The organism is Glycomyces harbinensis (assembly GCF_900101745.1).
Taxonomy (GTDB): domain Bacteria; phylum Actinomycetota; class Actinomycetes; order Mycobacteriales; family Micromonosporaceae; genus Glycomyces; species Glycomyces harbinensis.
On record NZ_FNAD01000003.1, the window covers coordinates 204,085 to 225,733 of the forward strand.

Genomic DNA, 21,649 nt, shown 5'->3' on the forward strand with positions numbered 1-21,649 from the left:
GCGGCGCCCCGACTGCGCGGGGAGGCGCGGCCGGCCGGGACCGGGGCCGCAGGCCGAGGTTTCCTCGGCATCCCGCACATGCCCTCTGTTGATCCGTATAACGACTCGAGGTGGGGTGGGGGACACGCCCTGTGGTGAAAAAACCCGGAAAAACGCGCCCGGCCGCTTAGCGTCTTGGCATGGAGCGCTTGGGTCCTTCCCGCACGAACCGCGCCGACGGTTCTCCCGCCGCCCGCATCCGCTTGGGCGGCATCGGCATCGACCCCCTCACGCAGGAGGGCGCGGTGCGGCGGGTGCTCGAAGCGCTCGAGAGCGGGCGCGGCGGCCAGATCGTCACCCCGAACGTCGACATCCTCGCCGCCGCCCGCAGGAGCCGCGAACTGCGCACGATCGTCGAGGCCTCGGACCTGGTGGTCGCCGACGGCGCGCCCCTCGTGTGGGCCTCCAGGATCGCCCGGACCCCCCTGCCCGAGCGCGTCGCGGGCTCCGACCTGGTCTGGAGCCTCTCCGCGGCGGCCGCCGAGCGCGGCCTGCGCATCGCGCTCCTGGGCGGCACCCCCGACGGCGCGACGCGCCCGACCGAGCGGGCCGCCGAGATCCTCGAGGCCCGCTACCCGGGACTGAAGATCGCCGGCGCCTGGTGCCCGCCCATGGGCTTCGACCGGGACGCCTACCAGTGGCGGGCCCTGGTCGAACGCGTCGAGGCCGCCGCGCCCGACCTGGTGTACGTGGGCCTCGGCTTCCCCAAGCAGGAGCACGTGACGGTCCGCCTGCGCGCGGCCGCCCCGAAAGCCTGGTTCCTCGGCTGCGGCGCGAGCATCGACTTCATCGCCGGATACCGCCGCCGCGCACCGAAATGGATGCAGCGCACCGGCACCGAATGGCTGTTCCGGATGCTCTCCGAACCCCGCCGGCTCGCCCGGCGCTACCTCAGGGACGACGTGCCCGAAGCCCTCCGGCTCCTCGCCGAGGCCTACCGCCGACGTCGGTGATCTCATCGCGGTATCCTTGATGGTATACTTTTGGTATGAGTGCCATGACTACTATCAAGGTCCCGGTAGAGCTGCGCGATCGTATCGCAAAGCTCGCGGAACACCGACACCTGTCAATGGCCGGCGCGGTTGAGCGCGCTATCGACGTCGCCGAGGAAGAGGAATTCTGGGCTCGCGCGAGGGCCGTGATGGGCACCGCAGAGGCCAGGGATGATCTCCAGCGAGAGAGCGAGCGACTCGCACCGTCGTTGGGCGATGAGCTCGAAGCCGAGGACTGGAGCGACATCCTGTGAACCGAGGTGACATCTACCTGTGCGACTTCGGCGATCCGATCGGCCACGAGCAAGGTCACCAGCGGCCGGCTGTCATCGTGTCCCGTGATGACATGGCCCGCTTCGGCATACCGGTCGTCGTGCCGATTTCGCGCACTCGGAGGGAGTATCCGACGCACGTGGAATTGGAGGAAGTCCTCCCGGTCACGAGCTATGCCCAGTGCGAGCATCTCCGAACGGTCTCGACCCGGCGGTTCGTCAAGCGAGTCGGCGCAGTCGACAGCCTTCAGATGATGAAGATCGAGCTGGTCCTGCGCCGAATCCTCGGGCTGTCTTGAGCGTTTAGCGGCGCCGCGCGATGTAGACCACGTCCGAGGCCCACTTCGACAGCGGCGAGGCCAGCAGGTTGTCGGCCGCCTTCGCCCCCGGACCCCACGGATTGCGGTAGCAGCCCTGCGTGAACAGCGTGAAGCCCTGCATCCCGACCAGGTCGAAGCCGTGGCGGTCGAACAGGTCCCGCATCTCCTCGTGCGACAGCTCCTGGAACCACGTGCTCGCGTCCAGGCGCCCGAACGTCTTGCGCAGGTGTCGCAGCGACGAGGCGTTGCCGTGGTTCTCCACCAGCAGCAGCCCCGCGTCCGCGTCGGGCAGCGCCATCGAGGCGAAGTCCATCAGCTGGTCGCGCAGATGCAGGTCCACGTTGAGCACGAAGCGGAACGCGGTCACCAGCGCCGGGCGCACCGGGTCGGTCTCCGGCACCGCCAGACCCGGCCGGACCAGGTGCGCGTGCCCCGGAGTCCCCAGCTCGCGGCCCTTCTGGAGCATCGCCTCCGAGGTGTCGTAGCCGTGCGAGACCGACACCAGGCCCGACAGCATCCGCGAGACCCGGCCCGTCCCGCACGCGAAGTCGTGGTGCACCGGCGCCAGCGGGAACGCGTTCGGAACGAAGCCGCGCAGCCAGCCAGCCTGGCGGCCGGAGACGATCGACGAGAACGTCCCCGGCGCGTACGTCCGCTCGGCGTACTTCTCCACGGCCGACGGGTCCTGGAACACCTCGGTGTAGTTGCTGGCCATGAAGGTCCCCTCAATTCGGAGTGTCAGATGGCGGTCCGGTAGCGCAGCAGCGCCACCGCCCACGCGAGGCCCGCGGCCGCGAGCGCGGCCAGCGTCCACAGCGGGCCGAACGGCACGGCCGCCAACGGAAGGACACCGAATCCGAGGCCGGCCGCCAGCAGCGTCCGCCTCGTCAACACCCCGAACGGGTGCAGGCCGAACGTGCGCCACAGTTGCACGAGTGGAACCAAATTATTGACCAGGACGGCCGCCGACCACGCGATCGCCGCGCCGACGACACCCATGGAGGGGATCAACGCGAGGTTCAACCCGACGTTGACGACGAGTGAAATCGAGACGTCGATCAGCTGCCACGAGGTCTTCCCCGCCATCGACAGCATCGAGTCGACCACGCCGCACGCGGAGCTGATCATCATGGCCGGAACCAGGATCCACACCACCATCCGCGCGTCGCCGCCCGCGTACTCCGTGCCGAACAGCTGCAGGTACCAGTCCGCGAGCAGCCCCACCGCCAGGTACACCGGCCAGGTCAGGCTCACGATCCACGCCGTCGACGTCTGGTACAGCGCCCGCGCCGACGCGGGCTCCCCGACGGCCATCGCCGCGGCCGCGCGCGGCTGCACCGACTGCCCCACCGCGCCCGAGGCCATCTGCCCCACGATCACGAACCGCGTCGCCACCGTGTACACCGCCGCCGGGCCGAGCCCGGCCAGCGCCGCCACCATGATGATGTCGAGCCGCTGGAGCCCCAGCTGCGCCACGCCCGCCGCCGCGCGCGGGGCCGTGAACCCCCAGAACGCCCGGGCCGAGACCCGGTCGGGGAAGCCCGGATCGGGCCGCGTCGCCCGGTGGCGCCGCAGCAGGTACCAGCCGGCCGCAACGGCGGCGGGCAGGTACGGCAGCACCCACGCCAGCGTGATCCACTGCGCGGTCGCCCTGCCCGCCAAGGCGATCGCACCGAGACCGACCAGTTGCGCCACGGTGCGCCCGAGCTTGTCGATGACCACCGACGGGCCCATGAGCCGGTAGCCGCGCGTCGCCGCCAGCAGCGCCTCCATCGCGACCGACGCGGGGATGAACACCGCGAGCAGCCGCACCAGGTCCGGGCGCGCGAACATCGGCGCCGCCGCCAGCAGCGCGAGCGCCGCCGCGAACGACGCGATCGCGGCCGGCCACAGGCCCAGCCGCAGCACCGACCCGATGGCGCCGTCCCGGCCGTTCTTGTGCAGCCTCGCGACCCAGTAGACCAGGCCCGTGGGCGTCCCCAGCCGCGCGAGCGCGCCCGCGAGCATGAACACCGAGGTCGCCGCGAAGAACGCGCCGGCCTCGGCGGGCGTCAGCGCGACGGCCGCCAGCCAGGTGACCGCCAGGCCGCCGATGCCGGAGACGGCGGCCCCGACGAGGTTCGCCAGTCCGCCGCGGGCCGTGCCGCGCAGCTCTTCCCGCCCGGCCTCCTCGTCCTCGACGGCCGCCGCGGTAAGCGCCGCCAACTGGGCACGCCCCCGAGCCATTCCTCGAGCCGCCGGTCGTACGGCTCGTAGTGATCGGTCAGCTGCGCCCGCAGCGCGGCGGTCATCGGCGAGGGGCGCCCGCGCGCGTTGTGCCGCGCGAACGCGAACTCCCCGATCCACGGCAGCCCCAGGAACCGCAGGACCCGCTCGAACGCGTCCTCGGGCCTGGAGAAGAACTCCCCGGAGTCCAGCACCAGCACCCGGTCGCGCCCGACGTGCCCGGCGAGCGGCTCGAGGTAGTCCGTGTACCGCCCGCGGGCGGCGTACGCGTGGTGCTGGTGGTCGAAGCTGTACAGCCCCGGCTCGGTCCGCAGCCGCTCCTCCACGCCGTCGAGGCGCTCGTCCTCGGCCGCGACGGCCTCGGCGAAGTCCGCGATCGGCTCGAACCCGCGCGCGACCTCGTGCGCGTGGTGCGACCAGGCCCGCTCGACCGGGTCGCGCACCAGCGAGATCACCTTGACCCCGGGCAGGTCCCGGGCGAAGCGCATCGCGGCCAGCGGGTGGTACAGGTAGTACGGGCTCGACTCGAAGCCCACCGGGGCGAGCCCGGTGTGGTCGGCGATGCGCCGCGCGCCCGCCTGCGTCGGGAAGTGCCCCCGGTACCAGGCCATGCCGCGGTCGTACCCGGTGTCGAAGTAGTGGACGCCCTTGTGGAACACCGGCTTCAGCATCGCCGGATGCTGGGCCAGGGCCCGGTACAGGGACGTCGTGCCGCAGCGCTGGCCGCCGCAGATCAGCAGGCCCGGCAGGATCCGTGAGGAGGCCGTCAGGCGTCCGAACGTGCGGGACGAATGGCCGACGACGGCCTTCAGCCGGCCCGGGATGCGCTCGCGGAGCGTTCGCTGGCTCATGGGTGGCTCCTTCTGCCGCTCAATGCGTTCCGTCGGTGCCGTTCGCCGGCGCGGTGCGCTGGCGGGCGATGTGGCGCAGCAGGGTCGGCAGCAGCCAGCGCCCGAGGGCGCCGAGTGCGGCGCCGGCGCGTTCGGCCTGGTCGCCCATGTAGCGGGCGGCGAGGTCCACGAGGTACAGCAGTGCGGTCGCCTCGGCCTCGGCGGGCGCGACGCCCATGGGCGCGAGGATCGCGGGCGCGTCGGCGACGAGCCCGAGCACGGCGGTGGTCGGGTCGGTCCCCTTGGTGACGATGTCGTCCTGGAGCCGGTAGTGGGCGGCGTCGAAGCCGTAGGGCACGCCGGTCTCGAAGCGTTCGAGGTCCCACAGGTAGATGACCTCGTCGGTCTCGCGGGTGTTCCACGGGGACCAGTCGCCGTGCCAGGCGCCGAAGGACATCTCGGTGGCGGCGAAGCGGTCGAGGAGGGTCTCCCCGGCGGTCTGGAGCGTGTCGGCGTCCGGTTCGGCGCGTTCGGTGAGCGCCTTGAGGCGCGAGCGCAGGCGGGCGGCGTAGTTCGACTCGCCCAGGGGCGAGCGGGAGTTCCCGCAGGCGTCGGCGAGTTCGCGCATGGCGTTGACGCGTCGCGCGGGGCCGAGGTCGGCGGGCGCGGTCCAGGCGGGGAGCGCGGAGGTCACCATGAGGTTGTGGCCGTTCCAGTTGCCCGCGTGGAGCAGCCGGGGCACGCGCAGCAGCCGCAGTTCGCAGAACTCGCTGAGGCGCTTGGTGGCCGCGACCTCGGCGTCGACGAGTTCGCGCGTGAGCGGGTTGACGCCGAGTTTGGCGAACGCGACGGTGTTGGCGTCGCCGTCGAGGATCTGGAGCACCGGTTTGCGGTTCGCCCGAGCGGGTCCGATGTGGATGCTCAGGTGCACTTCGTGCCCGAGGACGGACGCCAGGTGGTCGTCGATGCCCTCGGCGCCGCCGACTTTGACGCGGTGCGGCAGCAGGAGGCGGTCGACGCCCAGGCGCAGGGCCCACACGGCGGCGTCGCGCTTGAGGCGGGCGCCGCGGGCGGCGGGCCTGGCGTAGCGCGAGAGCGCGGCCGCGGCGACCTTGCGGTCGGCGGCCGGGATGAGCACGCGCGGCTTGCGCCGGCCGGGCACGACGATGTAGGGCCGGGCGGGCTCGCCGCGCTTCGCCCGCGTTCCGGGAGGCGCCTGACCGCTCGCGTCCGCGCCGGGATAGAGCTGGTCGATCACCTCCGCCAGGTAGGTCGCCCGCCTGCGCAGGTCGTCGGCGGTCTTCAGGGCTCGGCTCATCGGTTCTCCGTCTCTGGGCCAAGGTTCCCGGGCTCGGGACTGGGCGAATCCACCGCTCCGCGAGCGTGGACGGTGTTGTTGGCGGCGAGGAGGACGTAGCTGAGCAGGGTGAGCAGGAGGGGCGTGACGAGGGCGTTGTAGTAGAACATCGACAGCAGCGAGAAGCCGACGACGGCGCTGCCGGCGATGCCGATTGCGGTGTGGTCGCGCCGGAACCGCCACAGGACCGCGAGCGCGAAGCCGAGGTAGGCGACGGTCCCGGCGATGCCGTGGGCGAACATGACCTGCCACAGCTGGCCGTTGCCGCCGAGGGTCCGCCCGCCGCAGCGGGGGCACTCGGGGGTGGGACCGACGGCGATGGACTCGCCCGACCCGAGGGTCTTCCTGGTGGAGCCGAAGCCGATCACGGGCGAGTGCTCGACGACCAGTTCGGTGGCGCGCTCGGACGAGAACGCGCGGCCCTCGTCCGAGTGCCCGTTGTCCATCCTCGCCTGGACGACCGTCCCCAGCGGCGTGAGGACGACGAGGAGGATCGCGGCGCATCCGGCTCCGCCGAGCGCGAGCATCGCGCCGGGCCGCCCCGAGATGAGCAGCCGCAGGGCGGTGAAGACGGCGATGGCGGCCAGGCCGAGCCACAGGCCGCGGTTCATGGAGTAGACGGCGGGCACGAGCGAGACGACCAGGAGCGCGACGGCGCCGACGCGCCATTTCGCCGCGGCGGGGATGCAGAAGGCCGCCACGACGAGCCAGACCGCGGTGATCGCGAAGTTGTTGCCCCACGTGTTGGTGTAGCCCCACGGCGCGGCGGGCCGCGGCGTCTCGTAGCCGAGGAAGTCCATCGTCTGCGCCGCCGCCGGGTGCACCAGCGACTGCACGAAGCCGTCCTTGGCAACGGCCTTGGGCAGCAGCGCCTCGACGGGGGAGGTGTACTCGAAGCTCCCTGCGAACGTCCCCAGGAGGCCGCCCGCGACGGTGACCACGAACAGCCACGCGAGCAGCCGGATCAGCCGCTCGCGCCGCAGCCGGCCCTCGACCAGGAGGTTGTAGGCCCACAGGGCGATCAGGGTGCAGCAGCAGTAGAAGCCGAACCGGAACGTCGCGCCGGGCAGGCTCGAGAACCAGGTCTCGGGGATCGTGCCGGGCGGGTCGACGCCGAGGTTCGCCAGGCTCAGCGTGACCGCGAGGAGGAACAGCAGCCACCACCCGAACGCGGGCGGGACGGCGATCGAGCGCCGCCGCACCAGCTTGACGGCCGCGACGGCCGCCACGAACGGGATCGCCAGGACGCCGAGGCCGAGCGCCCACCACAGCGGATACGCGGCCAGGAGCCAGAACAGCGAGGCGCCCTCGTTGGAGGCGGCCCGCTCCGGTCCGATCCGGGCCCGTCCGGCCGAGCGGGCGGCCGCGAGGAGCGTCATCGGGGCTCGGCCGAGCGCGCCGTCCCGACGACCGGCTTCGCCCCCACCACCGGGATCGTCTGGGTCGTCGCGGCCTCGCCGTCGTCAACGGCATCGAGGGAGTCCGTGGGCGTCTCGTCGGCCGAGACCGTCGGAGCCGAGGTCAATTCGCGGCGCGCGGTCGGCAGCGGCACCGTGTTCATCGGCCCGAGCACGCTCGGCAGCAGCACCGCGCCGAGCAGCGGCGTGTCGATCTGGCGCATGGCGACCGCGGCGGCGGCGGTCTCGGTGATGGCGTCGCGCTGGGACTGGACCGCGAGGATCACCGCGTCGGCGTGCCCGGCGAGCAGCTGCGCGTCGGCCGAACACGACAGCGGCGGCGCGTCCACCACGACGAAGCGTCCCGCCTCGGCGAGCTTCGCGAACGTCTCGGCGGCGGCCTCGCTGGTGGGTCCGGCGGCCCGCGCGGCGGCGCCGGGGCCGATCACGTTGAGGCTCGGCTGCCTCGGGGCGGCGTGCGTGGCGACGGCGAGGTCGATGCGCCCGGACCAGACGTCGGCCAGGCCCGGGACGGACTCGGTCCCGAACAGCTCGGGCAGTCCCACGGTGGTGCTCGGGTTCGCGGCGACGGCGGTGACGCGGTCGCCCGCGCGGGCCATGGCGGTGGCGAGGTTCGCGGCGACGACGCTGGCCGCCGGCCCCGGCGCGACCCCGGCGACGACGATCACGCGCTGCTCGCCGGTGAGCTGGGAGGCCACGACGTTGCGCAGCTGGGAGAACACCCGGCCGCCGGGGCTGTAGGCCCCGAAGACCTCGCGGCGCTGGAACTTCACGGCCGGCGGCACGGAGGCGAGCACGTCGAGCTCGCAGCGCTCGACCAGGTCGGTCGGGTAGGACACCTTGCGGGCCAGGCGGTGCCGGGCCCAGGCGAGCATGAGGCCCAGCGGCAGGCCGACGCCGAGCGCGGCGGCGAGGTTGAACATCGCGTTGGGGCTCACCGGCGCCTCGGGCAGCGGGGCCTGGTTGATGACCCGCCCGGGCGAGACGGCGGTCTGCTCGGCCTCGAGTGCGGCGATCTCGGCTTCGAGTTCGCCGGCCTGGCGCCGCAGGTCATCCAGAGTGGACTCGAGCGAGGCCCGGCCGCCGTCGCCGGAGTCCATGCGGGACAGGTCGTCCTCGGCGGCGTCGATGTCGGCGTTGACCGCGTCGAGGCCGACGGTGGTCGAGGCGATCGCGCCGTCGAGCGACGCGGTGGCGCCGGCCTGGCGGTGCGCGAGGTAGGCCTCGCTGAAGGCCACGGTCCCGGCCCGGGCGGCCTCGGGATCGCCGGCGCTGAAGGAGATCTCCAGGACCGCGGTGTTCGGCGGCACGGTCACCGACACGCGCGAGACGAGGTCGGCGGCCGGGTCGGTGCCGAGCGCCTCGGCGGCGGCTTCGGCGACCTCGGTGGACTTCACCAGCTGGGCCTCGGTGTCGAGGTTGACCTGGCCGGCGGTGCGCGCCCCGGTGACGGCGGTGTCGCTCGCGGTCGGCAGCACCAGCACCGAGGCGGTGGACTCGTACACCTTCTCGGTCGACGCGGTGTAGGCGAACCCGGCGGCGAGCGCCACGGCCACCGTTCCGATGACGAGCCACCAGGAGCGGCGGACGATGACGCCGTAATCGGCGAGCGTGCGGGCGGCAGGGGTCCTCAACGCGAAGGCCTTTCTCGTTCTTGGGATCTCGCTGGAGTAACGAGTGATGAGCCGTTCAGGTGACGGGCGCGCCGCGCCCGTCCAGGCTCGCGGACGCGATGGGGTTGTCTTTGGGCGAGCAGACTAGTAGAAACCAATTTGTTCGCTAATATGTTGATTCGCGTCATTTGAGCGCGGGTCACATTGGACGCGGTCACATGAGACGGAAGCAGGTGGACGATGAGCGATCCGGAACAACGGCAGCGCCTCTGGACGGGCCGCGGCATCGTGACGGTCCTGGCCGTCCTCCCGCTGGTCCTCACGGGATTCGTGATCGGCTACGGCGTCGGATCCGACGGCAGCCGACTGGGCGACACGGTCGACGAGGCCTGGAACGGCGGCCCCGGCACCGTCGACCACCGGCCGCTCGCGGCCTCCTTCACCGCCACCGGCGTCACCGGCCCGGCGCCGGACGCGCCCGTCGTGCTGCCCGTCGGCTACTCCGATGACCTCGGCATCGCCGTGACCCACCTCCAGTTCGCCGTCGACGAGTCCACGGTGCGCCCCGACCACACCGCCGAGCTGCGCCTGCCGGTCGCCGCCCCGCCCGAGGGCGAGGGCATGACCGTCGAGGTCACGTCCGTCCACCCCGTCAGCTGCCTGTGCTCGCTGACGGCCGCCTCGGCGCCGCCGTACGGGACCGTCTGGGACGTCGCCGAAGTCGACTCGTCCTCCACTGAGGTCGTCTTCGACGTGACCGGCGCGATCGACGCGCCCGGCCGCTACGGCTTCGCCGTCACGACCCCCGACCGCGAGGCCTACCTGGAGTTCGAAGGCGCCGAATACGGCACGGGTCCCGCGCTGCGGACCGTCTCGACCCCGCCCACGCCGCCGGCACCGCCGACCGCGCCGACGCCGTACCCGGACCCGACCGGCCTCGACCCGAGCACCACGCCGTCGCAGGACCCGTCCCCGTCGGCCGCCGACAGCCCGGTGCCCACCGAGGACCCGAGCCCGACCGCCGTGGCCGACCCGAGCGCGGCGCCGACCGCCGACCCGAGTCCGACGACGGTCGTGGACCCGAGCCCGTCCACCGGCCCGAGCCCGCTGCCCGCGGTCGACCCGAGCCCGACGACCGACCCGAGCGCGGCCCCGGGCGTGCCCGCCGCGGACCCGACCTCGGCCGGGCCGCCGGCGAGCCCCCGCGAGGAGTCCGGCCAGAACGAGGACCAGCTGAGCGTCTGCAAGACCGGGGACAAGCTCATCCCCACCTGCGGCGCGCTGGTCGGCGTGGCGCCCGCGGCGCACACCAGCCGCGTCAAAGAGGACGAGCTCCTCACCTTCGAAGAGCGCGTCCAGCACACGCAGCAGATCTACCACGCCTACGAGCGCGGCGACCAGCGGCTGTTCCCGACCGACGCGCAGATCGCGCTCACCGAGGACCCCGAGAAGCCGCGCACGCTGTTCCTCAACTGGAAGCCGCAGGGGGCCTCGTGGGCCGAGATCGCCGCGGGCGACCCCGAGACCGACGAGTTCCTCGACCGGCTCGCGGCCCACATCAGCGCCGACTTCGACAAGCCGTTCTTCTTCACCGTCCACCACGAACCGGAGAACGACGTGGTCCAAAGGGAGGGCTCCGGCATGGAGGCCGCCGACTACGCCGACATGTTCCGGTACGTGATCGAGCGCCTGCGCGCCAACGGCGTCGACAACGTCGTGTCGGTCATGAACTACATGGGCTACCTCAAGTGGGTCGAGAAGCCCTGGCACGACCAGCTCTACCCGGGCGACGACGTGGTCGACTGGATCGGGCTCTCGGGATACGGCCAGTCGCTCCACGACGACGGCCGCTCCGACTTCGGCGAGATCGTCGACCAGACCAAGGGCGACACCGCCTGGCCCGGCTTCTACCACTGGATCGCCGAGGAGCACCCGGACAAGCCGATGATGCTCGCCGAATGGGGCGTCTTTCACCAGGACGAGTACCCCGACCACCAGACCGCGGTCTTCCAGGCCGCGCGGTACCAGATGGCGCACTATCCGCGGCTGAAGGCCATCGTCTACTTCGAGACGCCCGAGGACTCCAACGGCGGCCGGAACTCCGAGGTCCACCTCGACGAGGGCGCGCTCGACGCGTTCAGGGCCCTGATGCGATCGCCGTACTTCAACGTGCGGCTCGAATAGCCGGGGTCCACGGGGATCACGGTGCGGCCCGGACGGCCGAAGCGTCGGCTTCGCCGTGCGGCCCGACCCGCCGGAGTGCGTGAGCTTCGCCGCATTTTCGCGGCGAAGCACGCGGAAATGTCGGACCCCGGTGGGAGATTCGGCGACGGGGACAATGACTTACCCACCCTGGGCGGGAGGTCCCACTCGCCTCGCTCGGCCACGACAGCCGGTCGGCTCAGCGAGCCGTCCGCCTGCGGATACTTACTCCGCCTCGGCCGCCGGGGCCTTCGGGTGGCGCTTGTACGGGGACACGAAGCGGTCGTTCGCGATCCAGAACCGCCAAGCGGTGTCGGCCGCCTTCGTGATCCCGGTGCGCGGCCCGGCGAGCACCGCCGGCGCCTCGACGCCCGCACGCACCGCCCCGACCATGTCGGCCCCGTCGTCGGACCGGTCCCAGCCCATCGCCTGCGCCAGCCGCGCCGGCCCGCGCGCGAGATCGCGGTCCGCGACCCGCTCGCCCCGGCGCCCGCGCGCCGCCTCGACCCCGTCCACGACCTCGCCGGCGCGCAGCAGCACCGCCGCCCCGGCCCCGGTCGCGCCGCACACCAGGTTCGCGCAGTAGTGCATGCCGTAGGTGAAGTAGACGTACAAGAACCCCGCGGGACCGAACATCACCGCCGTGCGATCGGTCCGCCCGCGAAACGAATGCGACGCCGGATCGTCCTCGCGGTACGCCTCGACCTCCGTCACCCGCACCGTGACGCCGTTCGCGGTCACCGTGCAGCCCAGCAGCTCCGGGGCGACCGCCACCGAATCCCGGGCGAAGAACGCCCGGTCCAGCAGGGCGCTCACGCGCAACCGGTCGGGGCCGTCTCCGCCGCGGGCACCTTCTCGGCGATGACGTTCGACAGGTCGTTCAGCACGTCCACCGGCTGCTCGTGCTCCGCGGGGACGCTCACGCTCACCGGCACCTGCCGGTCGAGCGTCGTCCACACCGCGCCCTCCTCATCGGAGAACCAGCACACGCCGTTGAGCTTGTAGACCGCGGCCGTGTCCTCGACCTCGACGGGCGCGGCCCCGCAGGTCGCCACGACCGCCGGATCGCCGTACGCCATCACGGACTCCGCCGCGCGCTCCCCGCCCTCGACCGGCCGGGCCTCGAGCCCGCCCGCCTCCTGGGGCGCGGTCGCCGTCAGCGCCAGGCAGACCACCGCCGCGTCCTCGCTCAACTCGGGAGCCTCCACCGACACCGGGGCGAGGTCCTCCTGGACCAGCACCGACTCGTCGGCCTCGGGCGCGATCGCGTTGAACACCACGATGCCCGCCACCACCGCGACCGGCACCGCCACGAGCGTCGCCACGATCGCCGGAAGCCTCGACTTGCCACCAGAGCCCAAGGGGACCGCGCTCCTCAGATCTTGAGAATCGAACAGGTCAGCGTGCGGGTAATGCCCGCCACCCGCTGGACTCTACTCACCACGGAAGTCCCCAGACGGTCCGCGGTGGCGGCCTCGGTGAGCACCACCACGTCGTACGCGCCGTTGACCGTGTCGACCCTGACCACGCCCTCGATCTCGGAGACGGCAGCGGCCACCGAATCGGCCATGCCGACCTCGGTCTGCACCAACATGTACGCCTGCACCACCACAGGCCTCCTCCATGAAACGGGCGAAGGGCGGATCGGAGGCCAAACCCGACACGGGCGGGCCTGACCGGTTCCCGATCACCGTTGAGCGAAGATTACCCAGTGGAACACCGACCTTCAACTGCTCTGGAAATGACCCGACCGTGAGCGAGACCGTCGCCGAAGTCGGCGAGTTCAGACTGATCGAACGCTTCACCCGCCACTTCGGGACCACGCCCGCCGTCATACTCGGGCCCGGGGACGACGCCGCGGTCGTCACCGCCCCCGACGGACGCGTCGTCGCGTGCACCGACATGCTCGTGGAAGGGCGCCACTTCCGCCGCGACTGGTGCTCCGCCGCCGACGTCGGGCACAAGGCCGCCGCCGCGAACCTCGCCGACATCGCCGCCATGGGCGCCAAGCCCACCGCGCTCCTCGCGGCCGTGTCCGCACCGCAGGACACCCCCGCCGACTGGCTCGAAGGCCTCGCCTCGGGCCTGGGCGCCGAGGCCGCCGCGGTCGGCGCGGCCGTCATCGGCGGCGACACCACCCGCGGCGACCAGCTCACCGTCACCGTCACCGCCCTCGGCGACCTCGAAGGCCGCGACCCGGTCACCCGCGGCGGCGCCCGCCCCGGCGACGTCCTCGCCCTCGCGGGCAGGCTCGGCTGGGCCGCCGCCGGACTCAACGTCCTGTCGCGCGGCTTCCGCTCACCGGGCGCCCTCGTGGGCGCCTACCGCCGCCCGCAGCCGCCGTACGCGGCCGGACGTGACGCTGCCCTCATGGGCGCGCGCGCCATGATCGACATCTCCGACGGCCTCCTCGCCGACCTCGGGCACGTCGCCACGGCGTCCGGCGCGGCCATCGACGTCGACCCCGAGGCCCTGCCGATCCCCGAGCAGATGCGCAACGCCGCCGAAGCCCTCGGCTCGGACGCGCGCCGGTGGATCCTGACCGGGGGAGAAGACCACGCGCTGGCGGCGGTGTTCCCGCCGGACGTGCTCCTGCCGGAGTCGTGGCGGCGCATCGGCACCGTCGCGGAAGGCCAGGGTGTGACCGTGGGAGGCCGGAAGTGGACCGGCCCGACGGGCTGGGACCACTTCGCCGAGGAATAGCGGGCGGGCCGTTTCGGGACGCCCTTGCCGCCGAGTGTCGGAAGTATCACTACGGCGGGCACGACAAAGCGCCGCCGGGGCAGAGCCCCGGCGGCGTAAGTCTTCGCGGCGTCAGCCCTTAACGGGTGACCTTGCCGGCCTTGATGCACGAAGTGCAGACCTTGGCGCGGCGCTTGTTGTCACCGGAGCCAGTCGCGATGCGGATGGTCTGCAGGTTCGGGTTCCAACGGCGACGGGTCTTCTTGTGGGACCACGGGACGTTGTTGCCGAAGCCAGGGCGCTTCGCGCAGACTTCACACACGCTCGACATAATCCAAAACTCCTGCATTGACGTTCAGTCGGCCCACCCCAACGGTGGGCAACCCGGCAATTCTAACGGACCCTGGAGACCGCCGGCCATCCAGGTGGCGGGACCTGCGCCACAGCGCCCCCGCCGCGTCCTCCCGGCGCCCTCGCGGGTTCCGGAGGGCCTCGCGGCCTTTTCATGCGATGCGCCTGCGCCGCAAGCGGACGAGAGACCGAAACGTGCGGTCTGTTCGGTCCTGCCAGGACGTTTCACGGCCGCTCTGTACTGTGGCGGCTGCCGCGGGCGGCTACCGTGGGTGACTCTAGGATGGGACGTAATCCCGTAGGCTGGCCGCATACAAGTGTTGTGCCGATGCCCATATCTGTTTTGGTGAGTCGAACATGAGCCACACCCCGCAGCAGCCTGCTGACGGCTGGCAGCAGCCGCAGCCCCCGGTGTACCGCCCTAACGAGCAGCCGCCGGCCGAAGAACCGCCGCCATGGTCCCCGGAGAGCCAGCGCGTGTCCGGGATGAGCCAGCAGGTTCCCCCGCCGGTCGAAGACGACGGCACCGTCAAGTACGTCGGCGGTCCCGGCATGCAGCAGTCGCCGCAGTACGGGCCGCCTCCGGGCGTCCCCGTCTCGCCGTTCGACGCGCCGATGCACCAGCCCATGCCCCCGCAGCAGCAGCAGTACCCGCAGGGGATGCCCGCCTCGGACCCGTTCGCCGGCGGTGGCGGCATGCCCGTCTCCGGCATGCCGGTGTCCGGGATGCCCCCCGTGTCGTCGATCCCCGCCTCGGGGATGCCGGTCTCCGGCCCGGCCGGTCCGGGCCAGTACGGCCAGCCGCCGTTCGGGGGCCAGTTCGGCCCGCAGGGCGGCCAGCTCGTCCCGGTCTCGGGCGGCGGGGCCCAGCCGTGGGGCGCGCCGGACGCGATCAAGCGCAAGAAGAAGGGCGGGAAGGGCCCGATGTGGCTCCTCCTGGTCGGCGTCGTGGTCATCGTCGCGGCGCTCGGCGTCGGCGGCTTCATCCTCTTCAGCCCGGATGAGGGCGACCCGGGCGGCGAGACCACCGGCACCATCGAGAGCGTCGAGCCCGAGGCGCCGCCCGCCGAGACGGTCCACGCCAACGAGGCGTCCGGCCTGAGCGTCCTCTCGAGCGAGGACTGGGTCGAGAACACCGAGGCTCCGGCCGTCTTCACCGACGCGACCGGGATCAGCGTCGCCGACGGCGCGGGCCTCGCCTACTTCGGCACGCTGGACGCCACGGCGCTCGGCGCCACGGAGGAGTCCACCGTCGCCGACATCGGCACCGCGTTCGACGCGCTGCTGGCGACGCACCTCGGCGGCGAGGTCGGCGCCGACCTCACCGCCACCCCGTACCGGGTCGACGCCCGGTCGGCCGAGTTCCGCACCTACACGGTCGGCGAGACCACCGTGCTGACGGCGGTGATCGAGACCGCCAACGGCTACGTGGGCTTCGCCGGATTCGCCGGCGCCGACCAGGTCGCGGCCGTCGAGGCGATGCGCTCGACCCTGACCTTCGGCTCCTGACCGATCGAGACCGACCGGCCCCCGCGCGCAGCGCGGGGGCCGGTCGGCCGTTTCCGGGGCGGTGCTCGAACCACCCGGGACCGCCGCTTCGGTCGCGGCGCACTACCGCGCGCCGCCGAGGGCGCGTATCCTCATGGCCCGTGGTGGAAATCCCTGAGACCGGACGCCAGGCCCTCGACGTCGACATCATGCGCGAGTGGGCCGCGCGCGGCATCGACACGTTGACCCGCCACCGGCGCGGCGTCGACGAACTCAACGTGTTCCCCGTCGCCGACTCCGACACCGCGACCAACATGGTCGCGACCCTCCAGGCCGCCTTCCAGGGTGGCACGCCCGGGCTCGGCCTCGAAGCGCTGCTCGACGAAGCGGCCGGGCGCGCGCTCCTGTCGGCGCGCGGCAACTCCGGGGTGATCCTCGCGCAGATGCTCCGCGGCCTCGCCGACGCCTGGAACGGCGACGAGATCGACGCCAAGGGCTTCGCCGCCGGACTGCGGTCCGCCACCGACGCGGCCACCGCCGCCGTCGCGGTCCCGACCGCGGGCACCATCCTCACCGTCGCCGAGTCGGCCGCGTCCGCCGCCGCCAAGGCCGCCCCGTTCGGGCTCGTCTCGGCCGCCCGCGCCGCGGCCGAGACCGCCGCCCAGGCCGTCGCGGCCACGCCCGGCCAGCTCCCCGCGCTCGCCCGCGCGGGCGTCGTGGACGCCGGGGGACTGGCCCTGACCCTCCTCCTCGAGGCCCTCGTCGAGACCCTCACCGGATCGATCTCCACCGGCGCGCTGGACCTGTTGGAGCGCCACCGCGTCCGCGCGGTCGAGGAGGCCGAGCAGGTGCCGCGCGAGACCGGCTCGGAGGTCTTCGGCTACGAGGTCCAGTACCTCCTCGAAGCGAACGCGGCCGCCGCGTCCGAACTGCGGCACCGGCTCACCGGGCTCGGCGACTCCGTGGTCATCATCGGTTCGCGCGCCGCGAAGGACGTCACCACGTTCAACGTCCACGTGCACGTCAACGACATCGGCGCGGCCATCGAGGCCGGGATCGAGCGCGGCCGGGTCCACCGGATCTCGGTCACCCGCTTCGACGACTCCGCCCACCACCCCGAGACCGCGCGCCACCACGCGCCGGCCCCGACCCCGACCATGGAGTCTCCCGAGCGGGCCGTCATCGTGGTCACCGCCGCCGGCGTCCGCGGCTTCCTCGAAGGCGAAGGCTGCCGCACCGTGCAGGCCGAGCGCCTCCCCGACGAGGCCGAGGCCGCCGCCGTCACCGCCGAGCGCATCGCCGCCGAACTCGCGGCCGTCCGCGAATCGGGCGGGTCCAGCGCCGTCGTGGTCACCGACGAGCCCGTCGCGGCCCGCGCCGCCCGCGGCGCCGTCCAGCGCGCACGCCAGAACGGCTACCGGGTCACCGTGCTGCCCACCGGCTCGGTCATGCAGAGCCTCGCGGCGTTCGCCGTCCACGACCCCGACCGCCACTTCGACGACGACGTCGTCGCCATGTCCGAAGCCGCCGCGGCCTGCCGCACCGGTGAACTGCGCGACGAGAGCGAAGGCATCGCCGTCCTCGTCGGCGGCGGCGACCACGGCGTCTTCGACGAGGCCGACGAAGCCGCCCGCCACCTCGCCGACCGACTCTGCGAGGCCGGCGCCGAACTCCTCACCGTCCTTCCCGGACCCGGGTTCGAACCGGAAACTGTCACAGCCTTGAGCGATCATGTCCGCGAGGCGTGGCCGCTCGTGGAGATCCAGCAGCTGCCCGCCGGAGACACTGAGCCGCTGCTGTTGATCGGAGCCGAATGACCATTGGGCTGGAGACCCGGCTGCGCGAGGTCCTGGACAAGAAGACGGTGGAGAAACTCGGCGAGGCGCTGGGGATCGACACGATCGGGGACCTCCTGGGCCACTACCCGTTCCGCTACATCGGGCAGGGCGAGCGCCCCGACCTCGGCCGCCTCACCATCGGCGAGGAGGTCACCGTCTTCGCCGAGGTCCGCGCCGCCGTCGCGAGGAAGTACCAGCCCAAGCGCCCGGGCCAGAAGGCCAGGCGCGCCGAGCGCCTCGAAGTCGTCATCGCCGACGAGGACGGCAGGACCCTGACGCTCGTCTACTTCAACCAGCCCTGGCTCAAAGAGCACCTCACCACCGGGAAGCAGGGGCTCTTCGTCGGCAAGGTCGGCCAGTTCAACGGGCGGCTCCAGCTCAACTCCCCGCAGCACTTCCTGGTCGAGGAGTGGAACGTGACCGGCGGCCTCCTCCCGGTCTACCCCGGCACCGCCGAACTGCCGTCCTGGAAGATCATGAAGGCGGTGCACACCGCCCTCGGGCTCGTGCCCGACCTCGCCGACCCGCTCCCGCGCGAGATCCGCTCCCGCCTCGGCCTCCTCGGCTACGGCGAGGCGCTGCACCGCATCCACCGCCCCGAGTCCCACGAGGCCCTCGGCGCGGCCAGGAAGCGGCTCAAATGGCAGGAGGCCCTCGTCCTCCAGACCGTCCTGGTCCGCCGCAAGTCCGCCTCCCTCGCCGAGGCCGCCACGCCGTACGAGACCGGCGGCGCGATCCTCGACGCGTTCGACGCCCGCCTGCCCTTCGACCTCACCGCCGGGCAGCGCCAGGTCGGCGCCGAGATCGCCGACGAGATCGCCCGGGCCCACCCCATGCACCGCCTCCTCCAAGGCGACGTCGGCTCCGGCAAGACCCTCGTCGCCCTCCGAGCGATGCTCCAGGTCGTCGCCCACGGCGGCCAGGCCGCGCTCCTCGCCCCCACCGAAGTCCTCGCCGGCCAGCACCACCGGTCGATCGCCGAGATGCTCGGCGACCTCGCCCACGGCGGCGAACTCGGCGCCCCCCAGGAGGCCACCCGGGTCGCCCTGCTCACCGGCTCCGCGACCGCCGCCCAGCGCCGCACCGTCATCGACGAGGTCAAGACCGGCGCCGCCGGGATCGTCATCGGCACCCACGCCCTCCTCTACGACGGCGTCGACTTCGCCGACCTCGGCCTGGTCGTCGTCGACGAACAGCACCGCTTCGGCGTCGAGCAGCGGGACACCCTGCGCGCCAAGGCCAAACGACCCCCGCACACCCTCGTCATGACCGCCACGCCGATCCCGCGCACCGTCGCCATGACCGTCTACGGCGACCTGGAGACCAGCCGCCTCACCGAACTCCCCGCCGGGCGCACCCCCATCGCCACGCACGTCGTGCCCTACACCGACCAGCGGTGGATGCGGCGCGCCTGGTCCCGCCTGCGCGAAGAGGTCGAGGCCGGACGCCAGGCCTACGTCGTCTGCCCCCGCGTCGGCGACGACCAGAAGGACGGCGACGACCTCGGCGGCGCCGACGGCGACCGGCGCCCGCCCCTGGCCGTCACCGACGTCATCGAGCAGCTGCGCAGCGGCCCGCTCGAAGGCCTCACCCTCGGCCTCCTCCACGGCCGCCTCGACAGCGACGAGAAGGACCGCGTCATGCGCGCCTACGCCGCGGGCGAGATCGACGTCCTCGTCGCCACCACCGTCATCGAAGTCGGCGTGAACGTCCCCAACGCGACCGCCATGGTCGTCCTCGACGCCGAACGCTTCGGCATCTCCCAGCTCCACCAGCTGCGCGGCCGCGTCGGCCGCGGCGCCCACCCGGGCCTGTGCCTGCTCGTCAGCGAAGTCCCCGAAGGGACCTCCTCGCGTGAGCGCCTCGACGCGGTCGCCTCCACGACCGACGGGTTCGCGCTGGCCGAACTCGACCTGGAGCAGCGCCGCGAGGGCGACGTCCTCGGCGCGGCACAGTCGGGCGTGAAATCGCACGTGAAGCTCTTGTCCCTGCTCAAGGACGCCGACATCATCGAAGCCGCCCGCGCCGAGGCCACCGCGCTCATCGACGCCGACCCCGACCTGCGCGGCGAGCCGGCGTTCGCGGCCCTCGTCGACGACCTGGCCTCCGACCGCGGGGAGTACCTGGAGAAGGGCTGACCGGGCCCCGCGGCGAAGGCTTTGCGCGCGAACGCGGACCGATACCGCCGCGGCAAGGCTTCTCCCATGCTGCGGGCGCGGATTACAGTAGTGCCAAATGACTAGGATCATCGCCGGCAGCCTCAAGGGCCGCCGCCTCTCCACGCCGCCGGGGGACCGCACCCGGCCCACGTCGGACCGGGTCCGCGAGGCGCTGTTCAACTCGCTCGCCCCCGGCGGCGACCTCGACGGCCTCCGCTTCGCCGACCTCTACGCCGGTTCCGGAGCGGTCGGACTGGAGGCGCTCTCCCGGGGCGCCTCGGCCGCCCTGTTCGTCGAGTCCCACGTCCTGACCGCGAAGCTCCTGCGCAAGAACATCGCCGACCTCGGCGCGGCCGGCGCCGAAGTGATCTGCGCCCCGGTCGAGAAGGCCCTCCAGAGCGAACCGGCGCTGCCCTTCGACATCGTCTTCGCCGACCCGCCCTATGCGGTCACCGACGCCGAGATCGGCGACCTCCTCGAATCGCTGGTCGCGCAGGGATGGCTCGCACCGGACGCCGACGTGGTGGTCGAACGCGGCGGCAAGGACCCGTCCGTGCCCTGGCCCGCGCAGATCGCAGAAGACCGCGTCCGCCGCTACGGCGGCACGGCACTTTGCTACGGTCACGCCCTGTGAAACCTGAAGCCCGAATCGCCGTCTGCCCAGGGTCATTCGATCCGGTGACGTACGGTCATCTCGACATCTTCGGACGCGCCGCCCAGCTGTACGATGAGGTGTGGGTCGCGGTCTTCCACAACGCTTCCAAGAAGGCGCTGTTCAGCGTCGAGGAACGGGTGGAACTCCTCGGCGAGACCACCGTGGACATGCCGAACGTGCGTATCGCGTCCTTCCAAGGCCTGACCGTCGACTTCTGCCAGAAGCACGGCGCCGGTGTCATCGTCAGGGGCGTCCGTGCGGCCTCGGACTTTGACTACGAACTGCAGATGGCCCAGATGAACTACGGAATGGGAGGCATCGAGACGGTGTTCATCCCGACCAACCCCTTGTACTCCTTCCTGTCCTCTTCGATGGTCAAGGACGTGGCGAAATGGGGCGGCGACATCTCGCCCCATGTGCCTGAAATCGTCCAATCCCGACTGATTGAGCGTTTGCGGCAGGATTAGCCACGTTTCCAACCCTCATCCGGGACAATGTCCCCTATGAATGACATCGACGGGAGCAAATCGGTGGGTGCGCTCGACCGGATAGAAGAGATCATCGCCTACGTGGAGCAGGCCAAGGCCGTGCCCATGTCCCGCGCCTGCAAAGTGGACCGGGCCGAGATGATCGCCATGCTCGAAGAGCTCCAGAACGAACTCCCCGGAGACCTGCGCCGCGCGGAGGCCATGCTCCAGGAGCGCGACAAGATCATCGACGCCGGCGAACGCGAGGCCGAGCGCATCATCACCGAGGGCGAGACCGAGCACGCGCGCCTGGTCTCGCGGCACGAGATCACCGTCTCGGCCGAGCACGAGGGCAACCGCATCGTCGGCGAGGCCCGCGGCGAGGCCCAGCGCCTGCGCGACGAGGTGGACGAGTACGTCGACACGACGCTCGCGAACTTCGAGCAGTTCCTGCACCGGGCCCTCTCGGGCGTCGAGCGCGGACGCGACAAGATGCACACCCTCCGGGAGATCGGCACCTTCGCGCCCTCGCAGCAGGAGCAGTTCGAGGACGAGAAGCCACTCCCGCAGCTTTAGCGGAGGGAGCATGGGCTCAGTCGCAGCTTTAGCTGAGGGAGCATGGGCTCTGCCGCAGCTGTAGCGGAGGGAGCGCGGGCCCGGTCGCAGATCTAGCGGGCGCGGACCGGGAGATGGCGGTCCACCCGCCCAGGGCGGGCAAGCCGTGCTCCCCGCCGAAACTC

General features: G+C 72.2%; 21 protein-coding genes. 11 read left to right on the forward strand and 10 right to left on the reverse strand.

Annotated features, from left to right (window positions below; translation table 11 throughout):
• Nucleotides 1-179 precede the first annotated feature (179 nt).
• From BLQ63_RS07095 to BLQ63_RS07105, 3 genes are read left to right on the forward strand one after another with little or no spacing between them, the layout of a single operon-like run.
• Complete coding sequence (locus BLQ63_RS07095) at nucleotides 180-992, forward strand: WecB/TagA/CpsF family glycosyltransferase (RefSeq protein WP_091030873.1); 813 nt, start codon at nucleotides 180-182, stop codon at nucleotides 990-992.
• Between the two features lie 35 nt (nucleotides 993-1,027).
• Complete coding sequence (locus BLQ63_RS07100) at nucleotides 1,028-1,285, forward strand: hypothetical protein (protein ID WP_143014797.1); 258 nt, start codon at nucleotides 1,028-1,030, stop codon at nucleotides 1,283-1,285.
• Nucleotides 1,282-1,602 carry a type II toxin-antitoxin system PemK/MazF family toxin gene (locus BLQ63_RS07105; RefSeq protein ID WP_177154814.1) on the forward strand — a complete coding sequence of 107 codons (321 nt, stop codon included), beginning with the start codon at nucleotides 1,282-1,284 and terminating at the stop codon, nucleotides 1,600-1,602. The genes BLQ63_RS07100 and BLQ63_RS07105 overlap by 4 nt, the downstream gene beginning before the upstream one ends.
• A 4-nt stretch (nucleotides 1,603-1,606) precedes the next feature.
• On the opposite strand, the gene BLQ63_RS07110 is transcribed toward BLQ63_RS07105, so the two are convergent.
• Genes BLQ63_RS07110 through BLQ63_RS07135 form a run of 6 tightly spaced genes read right to left on the reverse strand, consistent with a single transcriptional unit; the run spans nucleotide 1,607 to nucleotide 9,088 of the window.
• On the reverse strand, nucleotides 1,607-2,338 hold the full coding sequence (locus BLQ63_RS07110) for a class I SAM-dependent methyltransferase (RefSeq protein WP_091030880.1): 732 nt from the start codon (nucleotides 2,336-2,338) through the stop codon (nucleotides 1,607-1,609).
• Between the two features lie 23 nt (nucleotides 2,339-2,361).
• The gene (locus BLQ63_RS29135) at nucleotides 2,362-3,630 is read right to left on the reverse strand and encodes an MATE family efflux transporter (RefSeq protein WP_308204476.1); all 1,269 of its coding nucleotides are present in this window, start codon (nucleotides 3,628-3,630) and stop codon (nucleotides 2,362-2,364) included.
• A gap of 44 nt (nucleotides 3,631-3,674) precedes the next feature.
• A complete protein-coding gene (locus BLQ63_RS07120) occupies nucleotides 3,675-4,700 on the reverse strand; it encodes a sulfotransferase family protein (RefSeq protein WP_091030884.1) in 1,026 nt (341 codons plus the stop codon).
• A 19-nt stretch (nucleotides 4,701-4,719) separates the two neighbouring features.
• Complete coding sequence (locus tag BLQ63_RS07125) at nucleotides 4,720-5,997, reverse strand: hypothetical protein (protein ID WP_091030888.1); 1,278 nt, start codon at nucleotides 5,995-5,997, stop codon at nucleotides 4,720-4,722.
• Nucleotides 5,994-7,415, reverse strand: a complete 1,422-nt coding sequence (locus tag BLQ63_RS07130; protein ID WP_177154815.1) for a hypothetical protein — start codon at nucleotides 7,413-7,415, stop codon at nucleotides 5,994-5,996. Before BLQ63_RS07130 ends, BLQ63_RS07125 begins: the two co-directional genes overlap by 4 nt.
• Nucleotides 7,412-9,088 carry a Wzz/FepE/Etk N-terminal domain-containing protein gene (locus tag BLQ63_RS07135; protein WP_091030891.1) on the reverse strand — a complete coding sequence of 559 codons (1,677 nt, stop codon included), beginning with the start codon at nucleotides 9,086-9,088 and terminating at the stop codon, nucleotides 7,412-7,414. The genes BLQ63_RS07130 and BLQ63_RS07135 overlap by 4 nt, the downstream gene beginning before the upstream one ends.
• Nucleotides 9,089-9,307: 219 nt before the next feature.
• Here BLQ63_RS07135 and BLQ63_RS07140 point away from each other — a divergent pair, with 219 nt between their 5' ends.
• Nucleotides 9,308-11,251 (forward strand): hypothetical protein, encoded by a 1,944-nt coding sequence (locus BLQ63_RS07140; RefSeq protein WP_091030892.1) that lies wholly within the window; start codon nucleotides 9,308-9,310, stop codon nucleotides 11,249-11,251.
• A 243-nt stretch (nucleotides 11,252-11,494) separates the two neighbouring features.
• Here BLQ63_RS07140 and BLQ63_RS07145 read toward each other — a convergent pair whose 3' ends face one another.
• Genes BLQ63_RS07145 through BLQ63_RS07155 form a run of 3 tightly spaced genes read right to left on the reverse strand, consistent with a single transcriptional unit; the run spans nucleotide 11,495 to nucleotide 12,878 of the window.
• Complete coding sequence (locus BLQ63_RS07145) at nucleotides 11,495-12,076, reverse strand: DNA-3-methyladenine glycosylase (protein WP_091031551.1); 582 nt, start codon at nucleotides 12,074-12,076, stop codon at nucleotides 11,495-11,497.
• A 5-nt stretch (nucleotides 12,077-12,081) separates the two neighbouring features.
• Nucleotides 12,082-12,630 carry a DUF3515 family protein gene (locus BLQ63_RS07150; RefSeq protein WP_177154816.1) on the reverse strand — a complete coding sequence of 183 codons (549 nt, stop codon included), beginning with the start codon at nucleotides 12,628-12,630 and terminating at the stop codon, nucleotides 12,082-12,084.
• A 14-nt stretch (nucleotides 12,631-12,644) separates the two neighbouring features.
• Nucleotides 12,645-12,878 (reverse strand): Lrp/AsnC ligand binding domain-containing protein, encoded by a 234-nt coding sequence (locus BLQ63_RS07155; RefSeq protein WP_091031555.1) that lies wholly within the window; start codon nucleotides 12,876-12,878, stop codon nucleotides 12,645-12,647.
• Nucleotides 12,879-13,021: 143 nt separating this feature from the next.
• Here BLQ63_RS07155 and BLQ63_RS07160 point away from each other — a divergent pair, with 143 nt between their 5' ends.
• Entirely contained in the window at nucleotides 13,022-13,972 is a 951-nt protein-coding gene (locus BLQ63_RS07160) for a thiamine-phosphate kinase (protein ID WP_245680881.1), read from the forward strand.
• A 118-nt stretch (nucleotides 13,973-14,090) separates the two neighbouring features.
• Here the strand turns inward: BLQ63_RS07160 and rpmB are convergent, their stop codons facing one another.
• Nucleotides 14,091-14,282, reverse strand: a complete 192-nt coding sequence (rpmB, locus tag BLQ63_RS07165) for a 50S ribosomal protein L28 (protein ID WP_030157716.1) — start codon at nucleotides 14,280-14,282, stop codon at nucleotides 14,091-14,093.
• Nucleotides 14,283-14,659: 377 nt separating this feature from the next.
• Between rpmB and BLQ63_RS07170 the strand changes: the two genes are divergently transcribed.
• The 6 genes from BLQ63_RS07170 to BLQ63_RS07195 all read left to right on the forward strand — a co-directional run bounded on the left by BLQ63_RS07170 (nucleotide 14,660) and on the right by BLQ63_RS07195 (nucleotide 21,485).
• Complete coding sequence (locus BLQ63_RS07170; protein ID WP_143014798.1) at nucleotides 14,660-15,811, forward strand: hypothetical protein; 1,152 nt, start codon at nucleotides 14,660-14,662, stop codon at nucleotides 15,809-15,811.
• Nucleotides 15,812-15,951: 140 nt separating this feature from the next.
• Nucleotides 15,952-17,607: a DAK2 domain-containing protein gene (locus BLQ63_RS07175; protein ID WP_091030904.1), complete on the forward strand. Its 1,656-nt coding sequence runs from the start codon at nucleotides 15,952-15,954 to the stop codon at nucleotides 17,605-17,607.
• Nucleotides 17,604-19,766, forward strand: coding sequence for an ATP-dependent DNA helicase RecG (locus BLQ63_RS07180; protein WP_091030907.1), 2,163 nt, complete (start codon nucleotides 17,604-17,606; stop codon nucleotides 19,764-19,766). The genes BLQ63_RS07175 and BLQ63_RS07180 overlap by 4 nt, the downstream gene beginning before the upstream one ends.
• A 97-nt stretch (nucleotides 19,767-19,863) precedes the next feature.
• Nucleotides 19,864-20,421 carry a 16S rRNA (guanine(966)-N(2))-methyltransferase RsmD gene (gene rsmD / locus BLQ63_RS07185; protein WP_091030912.1) on the forward strand — a complete coding sequence of 186 codons (558 nt, stop codon included), beginning with the start codon at nucleotides 19,864-19,866 and terminating at the stop codon, nucleotides 20,419-20,421.
• A complete protein-coding gene (gene coaD, locus BLQ63_RS07190; protein WP_091030916.1) occupies nucleotides 20,418-20,909 on the forward strand; it encodes a pantetheine-phosphate adenylyltransferase in 492 nt (163 codons plus the stop codon). Before rsmD ends, coaD begins: the two co-directional genes overlap by 4 nt.
• Before the next feature lie 63 nt (nucleotides 20,910-20,972).
• Nucleotides 20,973-21,485 carry a hypothetical protein gene (locus tag BLQ63_RS07195; RefSeq protein WP_091031558.1) on the forward strand — a complete coding sequence of 171 codons (513 nt, stop codon included), beginning with the start codon at nucleotides 20,973-20,975 and terminating at the stop codon, nucleotides 21,483-21,485.
• Nucleotides 21,486-21,649 lie beyond the last annotated feature (164 nt).

What these genes read in the sequence shown, in the direction of transcription:
- BLQ63_RS07095 (WP_091030873.1), top strand. Translation starts at nt 180, where the DNA reads ATGGAGCGCTTGGGTCCTTCCCGCACGAACCGCGCCGACGGTTCTCCC.
- BLQ63_RS07140 (WP_091030892.1), top strand. Translation starts at nt 9,308, where the DNA reads ATGAGCGATCCGGAACAACGGCAGCGCCTCTGGACGGGCCGCGGCATC.
- BLQ63_RS07125 (WP_091030888.1), bottom strand. Translation starts at nt 5,997, where the DNA reads ATGAGCCGAGCCCTGAAGACCGCCGACGACCTGCGCAGGCGGGCGACC.
- BLQ63_RS07110 (WP_091030880.1), bottom strand. Translation starts at nt 2,338, where the DNA reads ATGGCCAGCAACTACACCGAGGTGTTCCAGGACCCGTCGGCCGTGGAG.
- BLQ63_RS29135 (WP_308204476.1), bottom strand. Translation starts at nt 3,630, where the DNA reads ATGCTCGCGGGCGCGCTCGCGCGGCTGGGGACGCCCACGGGCCTGGTC.
- rsmD (WP_091030912.1), top strand. Translation starts at nt 19,864, where the DNA reads ATGACTAGGATCATCGCCGGCAGCCTCAAGGGCCGCCGCCTCTCCACG.
- BLQ63_RS07170 (WP_143014798.1), top strand. Translation starts at nt 14,660, where the DNA reads ATGAGCCACACCCCGCAGCAGCCTGCTGACGGCTGGCAGCAGCCGCAG.
- BLQ63_RS07180 (WP_091030907.1), top strand. Translation starts at nt 17,604, where the DNA reads ATGACCATTGGGCTGGAGACCCGGCTGCGCGAGGTCCTGGACAAGAAG.
- rpmB (WP_030157716.1), bottom strand. Translation starts at nt 14,282, where the DNA reads ATGTCGAGCGTGTGTGAAGTCTGCGCGAAGCGCCCTGGCTTCGGCAAC.
- BLQ63_RS07100 (WP_143014797.1), top strand. Translation starts at nt 1,028, where the DNA reads ATGAGTGCCATGACTACTATCAAGGTCCCGGTAGAGCTGCGCGATCGT.
- BLQ63_RS07120 (WP_091030884.1), bottom strand. Translation starts at nt 4,700, where the DNA reads ATGAGCCAGCGAACGCTCCGCGAGCGCATCCCGGGCCGGCTGAAGGCC.
- BLQ63_RS07130 (WP_177154815.1), bottom strand. Translation starts at nt 7,415, where the DNA reads ATGACGCTCCTCGCGGCCGCCCGCTCGGCCGGACGGGCCCGGATCGGA.